This window comes from Bradyrhizobium sp. SSBR45G, assembly GCF_030159255.1.
Taxonomy (GTDB): domain Bacteria; phylum Pseudomonadota; class Alphaproteobacteria; order Rhizobiales; family Xanthobacteraceae; genus Bradyrhizobium.
Genome location: NZ_BSCT01000037.1, coordinates 43,699 through 62,054, shown reverse-complemented (window position 1 = coordinate 62,054; position 18,356 = coordinate 43,699). Strand labels below are relative to the sequence as shown.

Sequence of the window (18,356 nt, the reverse complement as noted above, 5' to 3'; positions counted from 1 at the left end):
CGTCGTGGTCTAGGATCGTCGGACGAGACGAGACAGGGAGAACCGGCCCATGCGTGCCGTCGTGATTCACGCGCCGAAGGATCTGCGCATCGACAGCTTCCCGGATCCGGCGCCGGGTGCCGGCGAGGTCCGGGTCAAGATCGAGGCCGGCGGCATCTGCGGGTCGGACCTGCATTATTACCACCATGGCGGCTTCGGCACCGTGCGCATCAAGCAGCCGATGGCGCTGGGCCACGAGATCGCAGGCGTCGTTGCCGCGGTCGGTGTCGGGGTGACCGGCCTCTCCGAAGGCACCCGCGTCGCTGTCAATCCGAGCCTGCCGTGCGGCACGTGCGCCTATTGCCGCGAGGGGCTGCGCAACCAGTGCCTCGACATGCGCTTCATGGGCAGCGCGATGCGCGATCCTCATGTGCAGGGCGGCTTCCGCGAATTCGTCACCGTCGATGCCTCGCAGGCGGTGCCGATCGCGCCGTCGCTGTCAACAGGGGAAGCCGCGATGGCCGAGCCGCTGTCGGTGTGCCTGCATGCCGCGCATCAGGCAGGCTCCCTGCTCGGCAAGCGCGTGCTGGTGACCGGCTGCGGCCCGATCGGTGCGCTGTCGATCCTGGTTGCGCGCTACGGCGGCGCCGCTGAAATCGTTGCCACCGACGTTGCCGATGCGCCGCTGGCCGTGGCACGCAAGCTCGGTGCCAGCCATGCCCTCAACGTCGGTGCGGAGCCGTCGGCGCTCGATCCGTGGCGTGCTGGCAAGGGCACGTTCGACGTGCTGTTCGAGGCGTCCGGCAACCAGGCCGCTTTGCGGGCCGCGCTTGACGTGATGAGGCCGGGCGGCGTCATCGTCCAGCTCGGGCTCGGCGGTGAAATGACCTTGCCGGTCAACACCCTGGTCACGAAGGAGCTGCAATTGCGCGGCACGTTCCGGTTCGACCGCGAATTCGAGCTGGCGGTGCGGCTGATGGGCGAGGGGTTGCTCGACGTCAAGCCGCTGATAACAGCCACGCTGCCGTTCCAGGAGGCAATTTCGGCCTTCGAACTCGCCAGCGATCGAAGCCGCGCGATGAAGGTTCATTTGACGTTTTGACGGATGGATTGACGCCGATGAGAGTCGCCTGCATCGGAGAGTGCATGGTGGAATTCGCGCAGGAGGACGGCAGTCTGTTCCGGCGCGGCTTCGGCGGCGATACGCTCAACACTGCGCTGTATCTGTCGCGGCTCGGCGTGCCCACCTCCTACGTAACAGCACTCGGCGATGATCCCCTGAGCGCGATGATGCTGGCCGCATGGAAGGCGGAGGGCATCGACACCTCGGAGGTGCTGCGGGTCGACGGCCGCGTCCCCGGCCTCTACATGATCGAGCGCGACGCCAAGGGCGAGCGCAGCTTCCTGTATTGGCGCGACCGCGCGCCGGCGCGTGAGCTGTTCGACCGCGCCGATCCGGCCATGCTCGACCGTCTCTCCCGCTTCGACTGGATCTATCTCTCCGGCATCAGCCTCTCGCTCTACGGCGAGACCGGCAAGGCCAAACTGCGCGAGCTGCTGACGGTGGCCCGCAAACGCGGGGCGCGCGTCGTGTTCGACGGCAACTACCGGCCGCGCGGCTGGGCCAGCCGCGAGGTCGCGCAACGCGCGTTCCGGGCGATCCTGCCGCTGGTCGATATCGCGCTGCCGACGCTGGAGGACGAGCAGATGCTGTTCGGCGATGCCGGTGCGTCGGTCTGCCTGCGCCGCTTCAGGGACGCCGGCGTCGGCGAGGTCGTCGTCAAGCGCGGCCCGCGCGGCTGCCTGATCCATGCCGACGGCGTGCTCGTCGACATCGCGCCGCCTGCCGTGCTGCAGCCGATCGACACCACGGCGGCCGGCGATTCCTTCAATGCCGGCTATCTGGCCGCGCGGATCAAAGGCGCGCCGCCGCGCAAGGCGGCGCTGGTGGGCCATCGGCTCGCCGGCGCCGTGATCATGGCGCCGGGTGCCGTGATCCCCGCCACGGCGATGCCCCGTGACATTCTAACGATGAGCGAGACGTGATGAGCATGTCGGACAAGCGCGCGAAGCTCGATGCGGTATTTGCGCTGGCGCCGGTGATCCCCGTGATCACGATCGAGGATGTCGCGCAGGCCGTGCCGCTCGCGCGCGCGCTCGTGAGCGGCGGCCTTCGGGTCATCGAGATCACCCTGCGCACCCAAGCCGGCTTCGACGCCGCACGCGCGATCATCGATGAGGTCCCCGATGCGAAGGTCGGCATCGGCACCGTGTTGACGCCGGCGGACTACGAGCGCGCGGCGAAGCTCGGTGCGGCCTTTGCGATCAGTCCGGGCATGTCGATCGAGCTGCTGGATGCGGCCAATGCCGGTGCGCTGCCGTTCGCGCCGGGCATCCAGACGCCGTCGGACCTGATCGCCTGCGTGACGCGCGGCTATGGACTGGTGAAGTTCTTCCCGGCGGTGCCGGCCGGCGGGCTCGCCGCGCTCGATGCGCTGGCCGGGCCATTCCCGAACGTCCGCTTCTGTCCGACCGGCGGCATCAATGCCGGCAATGCCGCGCAATGGCTCGCGCATAAGAAGGTCGTTGCGATCGGCGGCTCCTGGGTCGCGCCGACGGCCGACATCAAGGCCGGCGCCTGGGCCGCCATCACGCAGCGCGCCCGCGAGGCGACGGCGCTGCGCTGAGCGCTCCACAACTTCAGATTTCATTTGTATTTTTGATCGATCCCCGGCAGCGTGGTGTTCGCGAGGTGCGAAGCGACGCCGCGCGCTTCCTGCTCAAAAAGTATTACAGTCAAATAATATGACTAGTCAGGCCAGGGGTTCCGTGGAATAACGGGCGCTGCCGGCCGGTAGGCCGGTGGAAAGGTGCGACGACACCGCTCACCGCGGCGGCGCACCCAAAACAGATTATTCTTGGGAGAACGCCTGATGAACCTGAAAGCCCTCTTTGCGGCATCCGCCACGGCCGCCTTGTTGCTTGCCACATCCGCCAGTGCCGCGGAGTTGACCGTTGGCTTCTCGCAGATCGGATCCGAGTCCGGCTGGCGCGCCGCCGAGACCTCGGTCTCGAAGTCGGAAGCCGCCAAGCGCAAGGTGAACCTCAAGATCGCCGACGCGCAGCAGAAGCAGGAAAACCAGATCAAGGCGATCCGCTCCTTCATCGCCCAGGGCGTGGACGCCATCTTCCTCGCGCCCGTCGTGGCCTCCGGCTGGGATGCCGTGCTGAAGGAAGCCAAGGAAGCCAAGATTCCGGTGGTGCTGCTCGATCGCGACATCGATCCCGCGGGCAAGGACCTCTATCTGACCGCCGTCACCTCCGACAGCGTGCATGAAGGCGAAGTGGCCGGTGAGTGGCTCGCCAAGACCGTCGGCGGCAAGGCCTGCAACGTGGTCGAGCTGCAGGGCACCGTCGGCGCCAGCGTCGCCACCAACCGCAAGAAAGGCTTTGACGCCGTGGTGGCCAAGAATGCCAACCTGAAGGTCGTGCGCAGCCAGACCGGCGAGTTCACCCGTGCCAAGGGCAAAGAGGTGATGGAGAGCTTCATCAAGGCCGAGAACGGCGGCAAGTCGATCTGCGCCGTCTACGCCCACAATGACGACATGATGGTCGGCGCGATCCAGGCGATGAAGGAAGCCGGCCTCAAGCCGGGCAAGGACGTCCTGACCGTCTCGATCGACGCCGTGCCGGATATCTTCAAGGCGATCGCTGCGGGCGAGGCCAATGCGACCGTCGAGCTGACGCCGAACATGGCTGGCCCCGCGCTCGATGCCATCATCGCCTACAAGGAGAAGGGCACCGTTCCGCCGAAGTGGATCCAGACGGAATCGAAGCTCTACACGGCGGCTGACGAACCGCAGAAGGTCTACGACAGCAAGAAGGGCCTCGGCTACTGAGCCGGCAAGTCTGATGAATGCCGTCGTCCTGGCCTGGTGCGCAATTGCGCACCTGGAGCCAGGACCCATAGCCACCGCAGCTGATGAGGCCCACGGTATTGGCCAAGTGCCTCAATCAACCCATCCGCGGTATGGGTCCCGGCGTTCGCCGGGACGACGAAAACAGGTGCTGGCGTCTGCACTCTGTGCGGGCGTCAGCTTCCTGGCTGATCTCCAATCGTCTCGCCAAGTAGTTCGTCATGTCTGATAGTTCAGCTCCGCCGGCGACGCGTCCAGCTCTGCTGGACATTCGTGGCCTGACCAAGAGCTTCGGTGCGTTGAAGGCGCTGGATGATGTCGACTTCACCCTGGGTGAGGGCGAGATTCATGCGCTGCTCGGTGAAAACGGCGCCGGCAAGTCGACCCTGATCAAGGTGGTCACCGGCGTGTTCGCACGTGATGCGGGCACCGTCCGGCTTGCGAACCGGGAAATTGCGCCGCGTTCGGCCAAGGATGCGCTCGATGCCGGCATCGCCACCGTCTATCAGGAAGTGAATCTGCTGCCGAATTTGTCGGTAGCGCAGAATCTCTATCTCGGCCGGCAGCCGACGCGCTTCGGCGTCGTGCGGGAGGCCGAGATGAAGCGGCGGGCGCATGCGCTGCTGCTCGACTACGGCCTGGACATCGATGTCGGCGCGCCCTTGGCGAGCTACTCGGTCGCGGTCCAGCACATCACGGCGATCGCGCGCGCGGTCGATCTGTCCGCACGCGTCCTCATTCTCGACGAGCCGACCGCCAGCCTCGACCGCCACGAGGTCGAGATCCTGTTCAAGGTGATGCGCAAGCTTGCGGCTGATGGCATCGGCATCGTCTTCGTCAGCCATTTCCTCGATCAGGTCTACGAGATCTGCGACCGCGTCACCGTGCTGCGCAATGGCCGTTTGATTGGTTCGCGCGAGATCGCCCAGCTGCCGCGGCTCGACCTGATCCGCATGATGCTGGGCCGCGAGCTGGCCGAGACCACCCACGAGCGCGCGGCCAGCCAGCCGGACACGGCGCGTGAGGTCTGCGTCAGCTTCAAGGGGTTTGGCAAGCAGGGCTATCTCGCGCCGTTCGATCTCGAACTGCGCCGTGGCGAGGTGGTCGGGCTCGCGGGTCTGCTCGGCTCCGGCCGCACCGAGACGGCGCGGCTGGTATTTGGCGCCGAGCGCGCCGACAGCGGCGCGGCCACGGTCGACGGCAAGGCGATCAGGCTGAATTCGCCGCGCGATGCCGCCGGCCTCGGCTTCGGCTACTGCCCGGAGGAGCGCAAGACCGAGGGCATCGTCGCCGAGCTCACCGTGCGCGAGAACATCGTGCTGGCGCTGCAGGCGCGGCGCGGCCTGCACCGGCCGCTGTCGCGGCGCGAGCAGGACGAGATCGCGCTGCGCTATATCCGCATGCTCGACATCCGCCCGCCTGATCCGGAGCGGCCGATCGGTCTGTTGTCCGGTGGCAATCAGCAGAAGGCGCTACTGGCACGCTGGCTCGCCACGTCGCCGAAGCTGCTGGTGCTGGACGAGCCCACGCGGGGCATCGACGTCGGGGCGCATGCCGAGATCATCCGTCTGGTGCGTGACTTGTGCGAGCAGGGGCTCGCGCTGCTCGTGATCTCCTCGGAGCTGGACGAGATCGTCACCTATTCCAACCGCGTCATCGTGCTGCGCGACCGCGCCCATGTCGAGGAGTTGAAAGGCGACGCCGTCGAGGTCTCCAGCATCCTTGCGGCGATCGCCGCTGATGCACCGGCCGCGCAGGAGGTCGCATCATGACGCTCCGGATTCCCCGCCGCGGCCTCGCGCAGGCGTTCGCGCTGATCGTGATCCTGATGATCGATCGCGCGGTGTCGCCGCAGTTCTTCAATCTGCATCTGCAGGATGGCCGGCTGTTCGGCAGCGTGATCGACGTGCTCAACCGCGGCACGCCGGTGGCGCTGCTGTCACTCGGAATGGTGCTGGTCATCGCAACCGGCGGCATCGACCTCTCGGTCGGCGCCGTCATGGCGATCGCGGGCGCCACCGCCGCGAGCCTCGCCGATACCCATTCGCTGCCGGTCGTGATTGCCTCGGCGCTCGCGGTGGGCCTGGCGTGCGGGCTCTGGAACGGCATCCTCGTTGCCGTCCTGCGGATCCAGCCGATCGTCGCCACCTTGATCCTGATGGTCGCGGGCCGCGGCATCGCGCAGCTGATCACCGAGGGCCGCATCGTCACCTTCACCTCGCCCGACCTGGTGTGGATGGGCAACGGCGCGGTGTTCGGCCTGCCGACGCCGGTCGCGATCGCGATCGGCATGCTGCTGCTGACCGCCGCGGTCGTGCGCGGCACCGCGCTGGGGCTCCTGATCGAGGCGACCGGCGGCAATGCGCGCGCCAGCGAGCTGTCGGGCGTCGGCACCCGCGCCATGATCCTGTCGGTGTATATCTGGTGCGGCATCTGCGCGGCGCTCGCCGGCGTCATCGCCGCCGCCGACATCATGGGCGCGGATGCCAACAATGCCGGGCTGTGGCTCGAGCTCGACGCCATTCTCGCTGTCGTGGTCGGCGGCACCTCGCTGTTCGGCGGCCGCTTCAGCCTCGTGCTGGCGGTGGCCGGTGCGCTGATCATCCAGTCCATGAACACCGGCATCCTGCTCTCCGGCTATCCGCCGGAGCTCAACCTGCTGGTGAAGGCCGTCGTGGTGCTGGCCGTGCTGCTGGCGCAGTCGCCGCGGCTCGGCGATATCCAGCGCTTCACCGCGCGCTGGCGGAGGACCAAGCCATGAAGGCATCGACCTCGATTGCGATCACCGCCGTCGTGCTGGTCGTGGGCTTCGTGCTGTGCGCGCTGCAGTTCCCGAACATCGCCTCGACCCGCGTCGTCGCCAATCTGCTCACCGACAACGCCTTCCTCGGCATCGTCGCGGCCGGCATGATCTTCGTCATCATCTCCGGCGGCATCGACCTCTCGGTCGGCTCGGTGATCGGCTTCACCACGGTGTTCGTGGCGCTGGCGGTCGAGCGCTGGGGCATCCCGCCGCTCGCTGCATTCGCGCTCGTGCTGGTGCTGTGCGCGCTGTTCGGCGCCGCGATGGGCGCCATCATCCACGTCTTCGATCTGCCGCCGTTCATCGTGACGCTCGCCGGCATGTTCCTGGCGCGCGGCGTCAGCTTCCTGCTGTCGACCGAATCGATTCCGATCACCGCCCCGATCTACAGCGCCGTGTCCGATTTCGCGATCCGGCTGCCTGGGGGAGGGCGCCTCACGGCGATCGCCATTGCGATGCTGGTGATCCTGGTGGTCTGCGCGCTGCTGCTGCATCTGACCAGGTTCGGCGCCAATGTCTATGCGCTCGGCGGCAGCCGTGCCGCGACGGCGCTGATGGGCATTCCGGTCGGGCCGATGACGATCCGGATCTATATGCTGTCGAGCGTGCTTGCCGGCCTCGCCGGCATCGTCTTCTCGTTCTATACCGCCGCCGGCTATTCCCTCTCGGCGGTCGGCGTCGAGCTCGACACCATCGCCGCGGTCGTGATTGGCGGAACATTGTTGACGGGCGGACAGGGCTCCGTCATTGGCACCTTCCTCGGCGTCCTGATCCAGGGCATGATCCAGACCTACATCAATTTCGACGGCACGCTGTCGAGCTGGTGGACCAAGATCGCCACGGGGGTTCTGTTGTTCGTTTTCATTGCGCTGCAGCAAGGTCTGATGGCGCTCGCGCGCCGCTCATCCGTCAAGCCGGCGGGCGCAAAGCCCGTGGGAGCGAGCACGTGACGACGTCGCACATCGTCTCGATTCCGACGCGGCGCGCGCATTCCAACCATGCCGAGGTGGCCCGCAGCATCGGCATCGACATCATCTCCGGCCGCCTGGGCGAAGGCGCGCGCCTGCCGGGCGACGCCGAGCTGACGGCGACGTTCGGCGTCTCCAGGCCAGTGCTGCGCGAGAGCGTCAAGACGCTGGTGGCGAAGGGGCTGCTGTCGACCAAGGCGCGCGTCGGCACCGTGGTGCGCGGGCGCTCCGACTGGAACATGTTCGATCCTGACGTGCTGGCCTGGCACCTCGATGCCGGCATCGACAAGCGCTTCCTCGCCGACCTCGCCGAGATCCGCCTGGCGATCGAGCCGCGCGCCGCCGCGCTCGCGGCCGAACGCCGCAGCGACGACGACGTCGCTTCGATGCGCAAGGCGATGGCGCAGATGGAGCGCGAGCCGTCGACCTCCGTCGCTTTCGCCGACGCCGATCTTGCGCTGCACATCGCGATCGCCAATGCCTCGGGCAATCCCTTCATGCGCTCGATCGGCGCGGTCATCGAAGCCGCCTTGCGCGCCTCGTTCGTCCTGAGCGCGCCGATCGAGACCGCCGATCGCGACACCGTGCTGGTCTGGCACCAGCGCATCATCGATGCGATCGCCGCGGGAGACCCCGAGGCGGCCTCCGAAGCCATGATCGAAGTCATCTACAACGGCCGGCGGCGCCATGCGCAGTCGGCTGCACGAACGGACCGGGAATGACCAACGACAACCAGAAGAAGACGCTGCGGAGCCAGGCATGGTTCGGCCGCCAGGACAAGATGGGCTTCTATTATCGCTCATTCCTGAAGAACAGCGGCACGCCGCAGGACCGCTTCGAGGGCCGTCCGGTCATCGGCATCTGCAACACCTGGTCGGAGCTGACGCCCTGCAACGGGCATTTCCGCGTCATCGCCGAGCATGTCCGCCAGGGCGTGCTCGATGCCGGCGGCTATCCGCTGGAGTTCCCGGTCTCCTCGCTTGGCGAGGTGACGATGCGCCCGACCGCGATGCTGTTCCGCAACCTCGCCTCGATGGATGTCGAGGAGGCGATCCGCGCGCATCCGCTCGACGGCGTCGTGCTGCTGATGGGCTGCGACAAGACCACGCCGGCGCTCCTGATGGGCGCGGCCTCGGCGGATCTCCCCACGATCGGCGTGTCCGGTGGCCCGCAGTTGCGCGGCGTCTATCGCGGCCAGATCATCGGCTCCGGCACCAACATCATCTCGATGAGCGAGCAATTGCGCGCCGGCGAGATCACGCTCAAGGAATTCCACGAGGCCGAGGCCGGCATGAACCGCTCCGCCGGCAGCTGCATGACCATGGGCACGGCATCGACGATGGCCTCGATGGTCGAAGCGCTCGGCATCGGCCTGCCGGAGAACGCCGCGATCCCCGCCGCTGACGCACGCCGCAACCTGCTGGCGCGCATGGCCGGTCGGCGCATCGTTGAGATGGTCGGCGAAGATCTCAAGCCGTCGGACATCCTGACGCGCCAGGCGTTCGAAAACGCAATCCGCACCCTGGCCGCGATCGGCGGCTCGACCAATGCGGTGGTGCATCTGCTCGCCATCGCCGGGCGCGTTGGCGTCGAACTGAACCTCGACGATTTCGACCGTCTCTGCCGCGACGTGAATTGCCTGGTCGACCTGATGCCGTCGGGGCGCTTCCTGATGGAGGATTTCTACTATGCGGGCGGCCTGCCGGCCGTGCTGCGCGCGCTCGGCGAACGCGGCCTGCTGCACAAGGACGCCCGCACCGTCAACGGCAAGACGCTGTGGGACAACGTCGCCGCGGCGCCGAACTACAATGCCGAGGTCATCACGCCGTTCGAGACGCCGTTCAAGACGGAAGCTGGCATCGCGATCCTCACCGGCAACCTCGCGCCCAACGGCGCCGTGATCAAGCCATCGGCGGCCTCGCCGGAATTGATGAACCACACCGGCCGCGCCGTGGTGTTCGAGAGTGTCGAGGAGATGCATGACGCCGTCGACGACGACAATCTCGACATCGATGCGTCCTGCATCATGGTGCTGAAGAATTGCGGCCCGAAGGGCTATCCAGGCATGGCCGAGGTCGGCAACATGCCGCTGCCGGCGAAGGTCCTGCGCCAGGGCGTGCGCGACATGATCCGCATCTCGGATGCGCGCATGTCGGGAACGGCCTATGGCACGGTGGTGCTGCATGTCGCCCCTGAGGCCACCATTGGCGGTCCGCTTGCGCTGGTCAAGAACGGCGACATGATCACGCTCGACGTCGCCGCGCGCCGGCTGCATCTGCATGTCAGCGACGAGGAGCTCGCCGCGCGCCGCGCCGCCTGGACGCCGCCGGCGCCGCATGCCGCTCGCGGCTATCAGAAGCTCTACATCGATCACGTGCTGCAGGCCGATCGCGGCGTCGATTTCGATTTCCTCGTCGGCCGCAGCGGCTCGCCCGTGCCGCGCGACAATCACTAGAGGTGCCGCATGACCGCTTCATCCAGAAAGCTCTACAAGGGCGTCTTCCCGGTCGCGCCGACCATCTTCGACGCTGACGGCCGTCTCGATCTCGAGGGCCAGAAGCGCGCGATCGACTTCATGATCGATGCCGGCTCGCACGGCATCTGCATCCTCGCCAACTTCTCCGAGCAGTTCGTGCTGACCGATGACGAGCGCGATCTCGTCATGACCACGGTGCTGGAGCATGTCGCGGGACGCGTGCCGATCATCGTCACGACCACCCATTTCTCGACCTTCGTCTGCGCCGAGCGCTCGCGCCGGGCGCAGGACAAGGGCGCTTCCATGGTCATGGTGATGCCGCCCTACCACGGCGCCACCTTCCGCGTGCCTGATACATCGATCTACGAGTTCTATCGCGGCGTCTCCGACGCGATCTCGATTCCGATCATGGTGCAGGACGCGCCGGTCGCGGGCACGCCGCTATCGGTGCCGTTCCTGGCGCGGATGGCCAAGGAGATCGAGAACCTCGCTTATTTCAAGATCGAGGTGCCGCGCGCGGCCGACAAGCTGCGCGCGCTGATCGAGGCCGGCGGCGCTGCGATCGAAGGCCCGTGGGACGGCGAGGAGGCGATTACGCTGATGGCCGATCTCGACGCCGGCGCCACCGGCGCGATGACCGGCGGCGGCTATCCCGACGGTATCCGCAAGATCATCGATCCCTATTTCGCTGGCGATCGCGAGGCCGCGGCTGCGGCCTATGAACGCTGGCTGCCGCTGATCAACTACGAGAACCGGCAGTGCGGCCTGGCCACCTGCAAGATCCTGATGAAGGCGGGCGGCGTGATCCGCCACGACACGTTGCGCAGCCCGCAGCCGCCGATCCATCCGGCGACGCAAAAGGGCCTGATCGAGATCGCGCGCCGGCTCGACCCGGTCGTGCTGCGCTGGGGACGCTGAGGCCATGAGCGAGCTTCGTGTTGCCATCGTCGGCTTCGGCAAGATCGCGCGGGATCAGCACGTGCCGGCGATCGCCGCCACCGACGGCGTGACATTGACGGCCGTCGCCAGCCGCAATGCCTCGCTGCCCGGCCTGCCGCATTTCGGCACCATCGAGGAACTGCTGCGCGACGGGCCGGAGATCGACGCCGTCGCATTGTGCACGCCGCCGCAGGTGCGTCGCGCGCAGGCGCTCGCTGCGCTCGAGGCCGGCAAGCATGTGATGCTGGAAAAGCCGCCGGGGGCCGCCGTCACCGAGCTCGATCCACTGATTGCGCTCGCGGCCGCGAAACAGCGCACGCTGTTTGCGACCTGGCATTCGCGCTACGCGCCGGCGGTTGAGCCGGCGCGCGAGTGGCTTTCGTCGCGCGAGATCCGCAGCGTCCGCATCGATTGGAAGGAGGACGTGCGCGTCTGGCATCCGGGGCAGGGCTGGATCTGGGAGCCGGGCGGTCTCGGCGTGTTCGATCCCGGCATCAACGCGCTGTCGATCCTGACCCGCATCCTGCCCGAGCCGGTGTTCCTGACCGAGGCCGAGCTGTCGTTCCCGTCCAACCGCCAGGCGCCGATTGCGGCCAACCTGACGCTGGCGACCGCCAGCGATCTGCCGATCGCAGCCGAGTTCGACTTCCGCCAGACCGGGCCGCAGAGCTGGGACATCCGCATCGAGACCGACGAAGGGCAGCTGAAGCTGTCGCTGGGCGGCGCGCGCATGACCGCGGACGACCAGGTGATGATCGACGAAAAGGAACGGGAGTATCCCGGGCTCTATCGTCGCTTCGTCGAGCTGACGAAGACCGGCGCCAGCGATGTCGATCTCGCACCGTTGCGGCTCGTCGCCGACGCCTTCCTGCTCGGCCGCCGCCACTTCGTCGAGCCCTTCGAGGACTAGAGCCATGGCCGACGAGACGCGGATCACCCGGGACATCTTTGGAACGCTGCCCGACGGCCGTGAGGTCGAGCGCGTCACGTTGCGTGGCGCCGACGGCTTCGAGGCGCGCGTGATCACCTTCGGCGCGGCGCTGCAGGCCCTGCTGGTGCCCGATGCGCGAGGCGCCGTCGACGACGTCGTGCTCGGGCACGAGGATCTGTTGAGCTATGTGCTGCTCCGGAAGTTTTTCGGCGCAACGGTGGGACGTTACGCCAACCGCATCGCCAAGGCGCGCTTTTCGCTCGACGGCCAGGACGTGCGCCTCGACGCCAACAATGGCGCGCATGCCTTGCATGGCGGCCCCGACGGCTTCGACCGCAAGCTCTGGCAGATCGTCGCGACAGACGATGGCGCGCAGCCCTCGGTCACGATGCTCTATGTCAGTCCCGACGGTGAGGCCAACTATCCGGGGCGGCTCGACGTGCGCGTCACCTATCAGCTGACAGGACCGATGGAGCTGTCCGTCAGCTTCAGTGCCCGGACGACGCGCACGACGGTCGTCAACCTGACCAACCACAGCTTCTTCAATCTCGACGGCCTGGCCGCCGGGACCGGCATTCTCGATCATCGCCTGACGCTCGCGGCGGACCACTATCTCGCGATCGACGAAACCGCGATCCCGCTGGCGGGACCGCCGCAGTCCGTTGCCGGCACGCCGTTCGACTTCCGCGAGGCGCATGCGATCGGCGCGCGTATCCGCAGCGACGACGCGCAGATCAGATGCGGCCGTGGCTATGACCACAATTTCTGTCTGCGCGACGGTGCCGGCGTGCGTCTTGCGGCCCGGCTCGAGTCGTCGCGCTCCGGGCGGGTCATGGAACTGCTGACCGATCAGCCCGGACTGCAGATCTATTCCGGCAACTACATCGATGCGACCGTCAGCGGCAAGGGGCGCGTCTATCGCCAATCCGACGCCGTCTGCCTGGAACCGCAGGTCTGGCCGGACAGCCCGAACCGGCCGGATTTTCCAAGCGCACGCCTTTCGCCCGACGACGTGTACAGGCACGAGACCGTGTACCGCTTCTCGACCACAGGAGCGACCGCATGATGGAGCAGGTGCCGACGACCGTGTTGTGCGCCGAGCGCTGCCATCTCGGCGAAGGTCCGACCTATGATCCGGCAACCGACACCGCGTGGTGGTTCGACATTCGCGAGGGTCGGCTGTTCGAGGCCAAGATCGGCAGCGGTGAGGTTCGCCGTCATGAGCTGGGGCGGATGGCCAGCGCGCTCGGCCGCATCGATGCTGGGCGCCAGCTGATCGTCGCCGAGGACGGGCTTTATATTCGCACCGTCGCCGACGGTGCTGTGTCGCTCTATCTGCCGCTCGAAGCCGACAATCCGGCGACGCGGTCAAACGACTCCCGCGTCCATCCCTCCGGCACGTTCTGGATCGGTACCATGGGCCGCAAGGCGGAGCATGGGCTGGGGGCGATCTACGCCTTGCGAGGCGGCGAGATCATCCGGCTGTTCCCGAACGTCACCATTCCCAACGCGATCTGCTTCTCGGCGGATGGCTCGGTCGGCTATTTCGCCGACACCCACGAGAACGTGCTTCACCGCGTCGCGCTCGATCCGGCGACGGGTCTGCCGCGCGGCGAGCCGGAGGTGCTGCTGCGTCACTCCGGCGTCGGCGGCCTCGACGGCGCCGTCGTCGATGCCGAGGGACGGATCTGGAATGCCCGCTGGGGCGGCGGTTGTGTCGACGTCTACAGCCCGCAGGGCGAGCACCTGCGCTCCATTGCCGTGCCGGCCAGCCAGGCGAGCTGCCCGGCCTTCGTCGGCGCGGACCTGTCGCGCCTGCTGGTCACCTCGGCCTGGCAGGACATGGACGCGGCGGCCAAGGCCGCCGACCCGGGCCATGGCCAGACCTTTCTGCTCGATGTCGGCGCCCGCGGCCGGGCGGAGCCCGACGTCAGGCTCTCGATCTGACAGGAGGAACAATCAGTCTAGCGTCGTTCAGCCCAACTGCTATCTGGTACCGCGATCGATGATCGCGTATTCATTGCTCAAACTCGAAAATCCAAAAGGGAGTGAAGTATGTCGAAATTGAAGACTTTCATGGCCGCCGCCCTGGCCGGCCTCGGTGTGATGGCCGTATCCAGCGCCGCCTTGGCGCAGAAGGCGACCGTCGGCATCGCGATGCCGACCAAATCGTCGGCGCGCTGGATCGACGACGGCAACAACATCGTGAAGGTGTTGAAGGAGCGCGGCTACAACACCGACCTGCAATATGCCGAGGATGATATCCCGAACCAGCTCTCGCAGATCGAGAACATGGTGACCAAGGGCTCCAAGGTGCTGGTCATCGCGGCGATCGACGGCACGACGCTGTCGGACGTGCTGAAGCAGGCCAAGGCCAAGGGCATCACCGTGATCGCCTATGACCGCCTGATCCGCGACACGCCGAACCTCGACTACTACGCGACGTTCGACAACTTCCAGGTCGGCGTGCTGCAGGCGCAGTCGATCGTCGACAAGCTCGGGCTGAAGGACGGCAAGGGTCCGTTCAACATCGAGCTGTTCGGCGGCTCGCCGGACGACAACAACGCCTACTTCTTCTACAACGGCGCGATGTCGGTGCTGCAGCCCTATCTCGACTCCGGCAAGCTCGTCGTGGCCTCCGGTCAGAAGGGCATGGACAAGGTCGCGACCCTGCGCTGGGACGGCGCCACCGCCCAGGCCCGCATGGACAACCTGCTCAGCGCTTATTACGGCAACAAGCGTGTCGACGCGGTGCTGTCGCCCTATGACGGCCTCTCGATCGGCATCATCTCGTCCCTGAAGGGCGTCGGCTATGGCAGCGGCAACCAGCCGATGCCGGTCATCTCCGGCCAGGATGCCGAGGTGCCGTCGGTCAAGGCGATCCTGCGCGGCGACCAGTACTCGACCATCTTCAAGGACACTCGCGATCTCGCCAAGGTGACCGCCGACATGGTCGATGCGTCGCTGAGCGGCAAGGAAGTGCAGGTCAACGATACCAAGACCTACAACAACGGCGTCAAGGTCGTCCCGGCCTATCTGCTCAAGCCGGTCGTGGTCGACAAGAGCAATTGGGAGAAGGTCCTGATCGAAGGCGGCTACTACAAGAAGTCGCAGGTCGAGTGATCTCGGTCTAGGAGTTGAGCGTTCCCCTCCCTGCTTTCCGGGGAGGGGGACGTCTTCCTGAAGCTCGCGGGGCACGGGCGAGTTGGCGTCATTAGCTTGAGCTTGGCGTCATGAACTTCGCGTCATGAACAGAGACATCAGACGATGACCGCAATCCTGGAAATGCGCAACGTCAGCAAGAGCTTCGGCAATGTGCAGGCATTGCGTGACGTCAGCTTCGCCGTCGAGCCCGGCGAGATCCACGCGTTGGTCGGCGAGAATGGCGCCGGCAAGTCGACCCTGATGAAGGTGCTCAGCGGCGTCTATCCCCATGGCCGCTACGAGGGCCAGATCATTTTCGAGGGCGAGGAGCGCCGCTTCCGCGACATCAATGATTCCGAGGCGCTCGGCATCATCATCATCCATCAGGAGCTCGCGCTGATCCCGCTGATGTCGATCGCCGAGAACATCTTCCTGTCGCATGCACCGTCACGCTTCGGCGTCATCGATCGCGACGAGGTCTACCGCCGCACCCAGCAATTGCTCGCCCAGGTGGGATTGAAGGAATCGCCGGATACGCTGATCACCGATCTCGGCGTCGGCAAGCAGCAGCTGGTCGAGATCGCGAAAGCGCTGTCCAAGCGCGTCAAGCTCCTGATCCTGGATGAGCCGACGGCGAGCCTGAACGAGGCCGACAGCCAGGCGTTGCTCGACCGCCTCGTCACCTTCCGCGAGCAGGGCATCTCGTCGATCCTGATCACGCACAAGCTCAACGAGGTGGCCCGCGTCGCCGACCGCATCACGGTGCTGCGCGACGGACGCAGCGTCGACGGCATCGATTGCCGCGCCGAGCCGGTTCTGGAGGACCGCATCATCAAGAGCATGGTGAATCGCGATATGGCGCACCGCTTTCCCGAGCGGCAGCCGAAGATCGGCGAGCCGGTGTTCACGGTCGAGAACTGGTCGGTCTATCATCCGCAGCATACCGACCGTCAGGTGATCAAGAACGTCGACTTCATGGTGCGGCGCGGCGAGATCGTCGGCATTGCTGGCCTGATGGGCGCCGGCCGCACCGAATTCGCCATGAGCCTGTTCGGCCGCTCCTGGGGTGTCAACATCACCGGCCGCGCCCGTCTCGAGGGCCATGATGTCCATCTCACCAGCGTGCCCGCTGCGATCGACGCGGGCCTGGCCTATGTCACAGAGGACCGCAAGCAGCTCGGCCTGGTGCTGGCGGATGACGTGCGGAAAAACATCACCCTGGCCAGCCTTGCCCAGGTCGCGTCGAAGGGCGTGATCGACGACATTGCCGAGCTCAAGGCGGCGTCCGGATACCGCGGCCGGATGCGGATCCGCTGCTCCGACGTCTACCAGGAGGCCGGCCAGCTCTCCGGCGGCAACCAGCAGAAGGTCGTGCTGTCGAAATGGCTGATGACCGATCCCAAGGTCTTGATCCTGGATGAGCCGACGCGCGGCATCGACGTTGGCGCCAAATATGAGATTTACTGTATCATCCAGGAACTCGCCGATGCCGGCCGCGGCGTCGTCGTGATCTCTTCGGAAATGCCCGAGTTGCTCGGGATCTGTGACCGCATCTGCGTGATGAACGACGGCGCCTTCGTCGGCGAGTTCGCCGGATCGGAGGCGACGCAGGAAAAGATCATGCGCGCCATCATGCGCAACGAAACCATCAAGAACCAGGGGACGGCCGCGTAAGCGGTCGGGAGGACGCCAGCCATGACCGACAAGACGGTTTCGCTCCCGGAGGAGAAGTCGCATAGCGGCTTCCTGAAGAACAACCTGCGCAGCTACGGCATGCTGATGTCGTTGTTCGTGATCATGCTGTTCTTCCAGGTCATGACCGACGGCACGCTGCTGCAGCCGCTCAACCTCACCAACCTGGTGCTGCAGAACAGCTACATCGTGATCATGGCGCTGGGCATGCTGCTGGTCATCGTCACCGGGCACATCGATCTGTCGGTCGGCTCGGTCGCGGGCTTCGTCGGCGCGGTCGCGGCGGTGCTGATGGTCCGCTACCATGTCGACTTTCCGCTCGCGATCATCGCCTGCCTGATCGTCGGTGGCGCGATCGGCGCGGCGCAAGGCTATTGGGTGGCCTATTTCGGCATTCCCTCATTCATCGTGACCCTGGCCGGCATGCTGGTGTTCAAGGGGCTGGCGCTGGCGCTGCTGCAGGGCCAGTCCGTCGGGCCGTTCCCGGGCACGTTCCAGAAGCTGTCCTCGGGGTTCATTCCGGAGCTGTTCTCGGGCGCCGGCAATCTCAATCCGACGTCGCTCGCGATCGGCGCTGTGCTGACGCTCATCCTGGTCTATGCCAGCGTCAAGGGCCGCGCGCGCGAAGTGGAGCATGGCATCGAGGTCGAGCCGTTCGCCTTCTTCGCCGCCAAGAACGTCGTGCTGGCCGGCGCGCTGCTCTACTTCACCTATCTGATCGCCTCGCATCGCGGCCTGCCGAACGTGCTGGTCATCATGACCGCGCTGATCGCGCTCTACGGCTTCATGACGCGTCGGACCGTGGTGGGCCGGCAGATCTACGCGGTCGGCGGCAATGCCAAGGCGGCCAAGCTGTCGGGCATCAAGACCGAGCGGCTCGTGTTCATGACCTTCGTCAACATGGGCGTGCTGGCGGCGCTGGCCGGCCTGATCTTCGCCGCGCGGCTCAATACGGCGACGCCGAAGGCCGGCCTCGGCTTCGAGCTCGACGTCATCGCGGCCTGCTTCATCGGCGGTGCCTCGGCCTATGGCGGCGTCGGCAGGGTGGGTGGCGCCGTCATCGGTGCCATGATCATGGGCGTGATGAACAACGGCATGTCCATTCTCGGCATCGGCATCGACTATCAGCAGGTCATCAAGGGCCTGGTGCTGCTCGGCGCCGTCTGCATCGACGTCTACAACCAGCGCCGCTGAGAACGTCCTCGACTGTTCGGCGTGAGCGCGAGGCTGCCCGGCGGCGGCCTCGCTCACGCCGGCATCGTTTCGGCCGGCGGCAGTTCATCGCCCTGCGCCCTCTTGCTGATCATCAAAGTGTGCACATGAGGGCCGCGCCCTCGTAGATGCGATCCCGCCCGTTGGGCGGGACCGTAGTCTTGCGGGCCGCTGGTGCGGCAGTTGGCCCGGAGTCTCTTAACCGGCGCGTTGCTACCAGCTCAGGCGAATTCGCCGAGCTAATGACGCATGCCCCAACACCCAAATATCTCCGCCACACATGCTCGGTCCTGCG

16 protein-coding genes are annotated in these 18,356 nt (G+C 66.4%); all 16 read left to right on the top strand.

The window, feature by feature from the left end; all coding sequences use genetic code 11:
• Nucleotides 1-49 precede the first annotated feature (49 nt).
• The 16 genes from QQL87_RS30600 to mmsB all read left to right on the top strand — a co-directional run bounded on the left by QQL87_RS30600 (nucleotide 50) and on the right by mmsB (nucleotide 18,043).
• Nucleotides 50-1,081 (top strand): L-idonate 5-dehydrogenase, encoded by a 1,032-nt coding sequence (locus QQL87_RS30600; RefSeq protein WP_284422779.1) that lies wholly within the window; start codon nucleotides 50-52, stop codon nucleotides 1,079-1,081.
• 17 nt (nucleotides 1,082-1,098) lie between these two features.
• Nucleotides 1,099-2,025 carry a sugar kinase gene (locus QQL87_RS30595; RefSeq protein ID WP_284422778.1) on the top strand — a complete coding sequence of 309 codons (927 nt, stop codon included), beginning with the start codon at nucleotides 1,099-1,101 and terminating at the stop codon, nucleotides 2,023-2,025.
• Nucleotides 2,022-2,666: a bifunctional 4-hydroxy-2-oxoglutarate aldolase/2-dehydro-3-deoxy-phosphogluconate aldolase gene (eda, locus tag QQL87_RS30590; protein WP_284422777.1), complete on the top strand. Its 645-nt coding sequence runs from the start codon at nucleotides 2,022-2,024 to the stop codon at nucleotides 2,664-2,666. The genes QQL87_RS30595 and eda overlap by 4 nt, the downstream gene beginning before the upstream one ends.
• Nucleotides 2,667-2,912: 246 nt before the next feature.
• Nucleotides 2,913-3,878, top strand: a complete 966-nt coding sequence (gene ytfQ / locus QQL87_RS30585; RefSeq protein ID WP_284422776.1) for a galactofuranose ABC transporter, galactofuranose-binding protein YtfQ — start codon at nucleotides 2,913-2,915, stop codon at nucleotides 3,876-3,878.
• Nucleotides 3,879-4,117: 239 nt separating this feature from the next.
• Entirely contained in the window at nucleotides 4,118-5,668 is a 1,551-nt protein-coding gene (locus tag QQL87_RS30580; RefSeq protein ID WP_284422775.1) for a sugar ABC transporter ATP-binding protein, read from the top strand.
• The gene (locus tag QQL87_RS30575) at nucleotides 5,665-6,657 is read left to right on the top strand and encodes an ABC transporter permease (protein WP_284422774.1); all 993 of its coding nucleotides are present in this window, start codon (nucleotides 5,665-5,667) and stop codon (nucleotides 6,655-6,657) included. Before QQL87_RS30580 ends, QQL87_RS30575 begins: the two co-directional genes overlap by 4 nt.
• Nucleotides 6,654-7,649: a galactofuranose ABC transporter, permease protein YjfF gene (gene yjfF, locus QQL87_RS30570; RefSeq protein ID WP_284422773.1), complete on the top strand. Its 996-nt coding sequence runs from the start codon at nucleotides 6,654-6,656 to the stop codon at nucleotides 7,647-7,649. Before QQL87_RS30575 ends, yjfF begins: the two co-directional genes overlap by 4 nt.
• Nucleotides 7,646-8,389: a FadR/GntR family transcriptional regulator gene (locus QQL87_RS30565; RefSeq protein ID WP_284422772.1), complete on the top strand. Its 744-nt coding sequence runs from the start codon at nucleotides 7,646-7,648 to the stop codon at nucleotides 8,387-8,389. Before yjfF ends, QQL87_RS30565 begins: the two co-directional genes overlap by 4 nt.
• A complete protein-coding gene (locus tag QQL87_RS30560; protein WP_284422771.1) occupies nucleotides 8,386-10,122 on the top strand; it encodes an IlvD/Edd family dehydratase in 1,737 nt (578 codons plus the stop codon). Before QQL87_RS30565 ends, QQL87_RS30560 begins: the two co-directional genes overlap by 4 nt.
• Nucleotides 10,123-10,131: 9 nt before the next feature.
• Nucleotides 10,132-11,061, top strand: a complete 930-nt coding sequence (locus QQL87_RS30555) for a dihydrodipicolinate synthase family protein (RefSeq protein WP_284422770.1) — start codon at nucleotides 10,132-10,134, stop codon at nucleotides 11,059-11,061.
• Nucleotides 11,062-11,065: 4 nt separating this feature from the next.
• A complete protein-coding gene (locus tag QQL87_RS30550; protein ID WP_284422769.1) occupies nucleotides 11,066-11,992 on the top strand; it encodes a Gfo/Idh/MocA family protein in 927 nt (308 codons plus the stop codon).
• A 4-nt stretch (nucleotides 11,993-11,996) separates the two neighbouring features.
• A complete protein-coding gene (locus tag QQL87_RS30545; protein WP_284422800.1) occupies nucleotides 11,997-13,079 on the top strand; it encodes an aldose epimerase family protein in 1,083 nt (360 codons plus the stop codon).
• Nucleotides 13,079-13,960: an SMP-30/gluconolactonase/LRE family protein gene (locus tag QQL87_RS30540; RefSeq protein WP_284422799.1), complete on the top strand. Its 882-nt coding sequence runs from the start codon at nucleotides 13,079-13,081 to the stop codon at nucleotides 13,958-13,960. The genes QQL87_RS30545 and QQL87_RS30540 overlap by 1 nt, the downstream gene beginning before the upstream one ends.
• 108 nt (nucleotides 13,961-14,068) lie before the next feature.
• Complete coding sequence (gene chvE / locus QQL87_RS30535) at nucleotides 14,069-15,136, top strand: multiple monosaccharide ABC transporter substrate-binding protein (protein ID WP_284422768.1); 1,068 nt, start codon at nucleotides 14,069-14,071, stop codon at nucleotides 15,134-15,136.
• Between the two features lie 144 nt (nucleotides 15,137-15,280).
• Entirely contained in the window at nucleotides 15,281-16,831 is a 1,551-nt protein-coding gene (mmsA, locus tag QQL87_RS30530) for a multiple monosaccharide ABC transporter ATP-binding protein (RefSeq protein ID WP_284422767.1), read from the top strand.
• Between the two features lie 21 nt (nucleotides 16,832-16,852).
• The gene (mmsB, locus tag QQL87_RS30525) at nucleotides 16,853-18,043 is read left to right on the top strand and encodes a multiple monosaccharide ABC transporter permease (protein WP_284422766.1); all 1,191 of its coding nucleotides are present in this window, start codon (nucleotides 16,853-16,855) and stop codon (nucleotides 18,041-18,043) included.
• Nucleotides 18,044-18,356 lie beyond the last annotated feature (313 nt).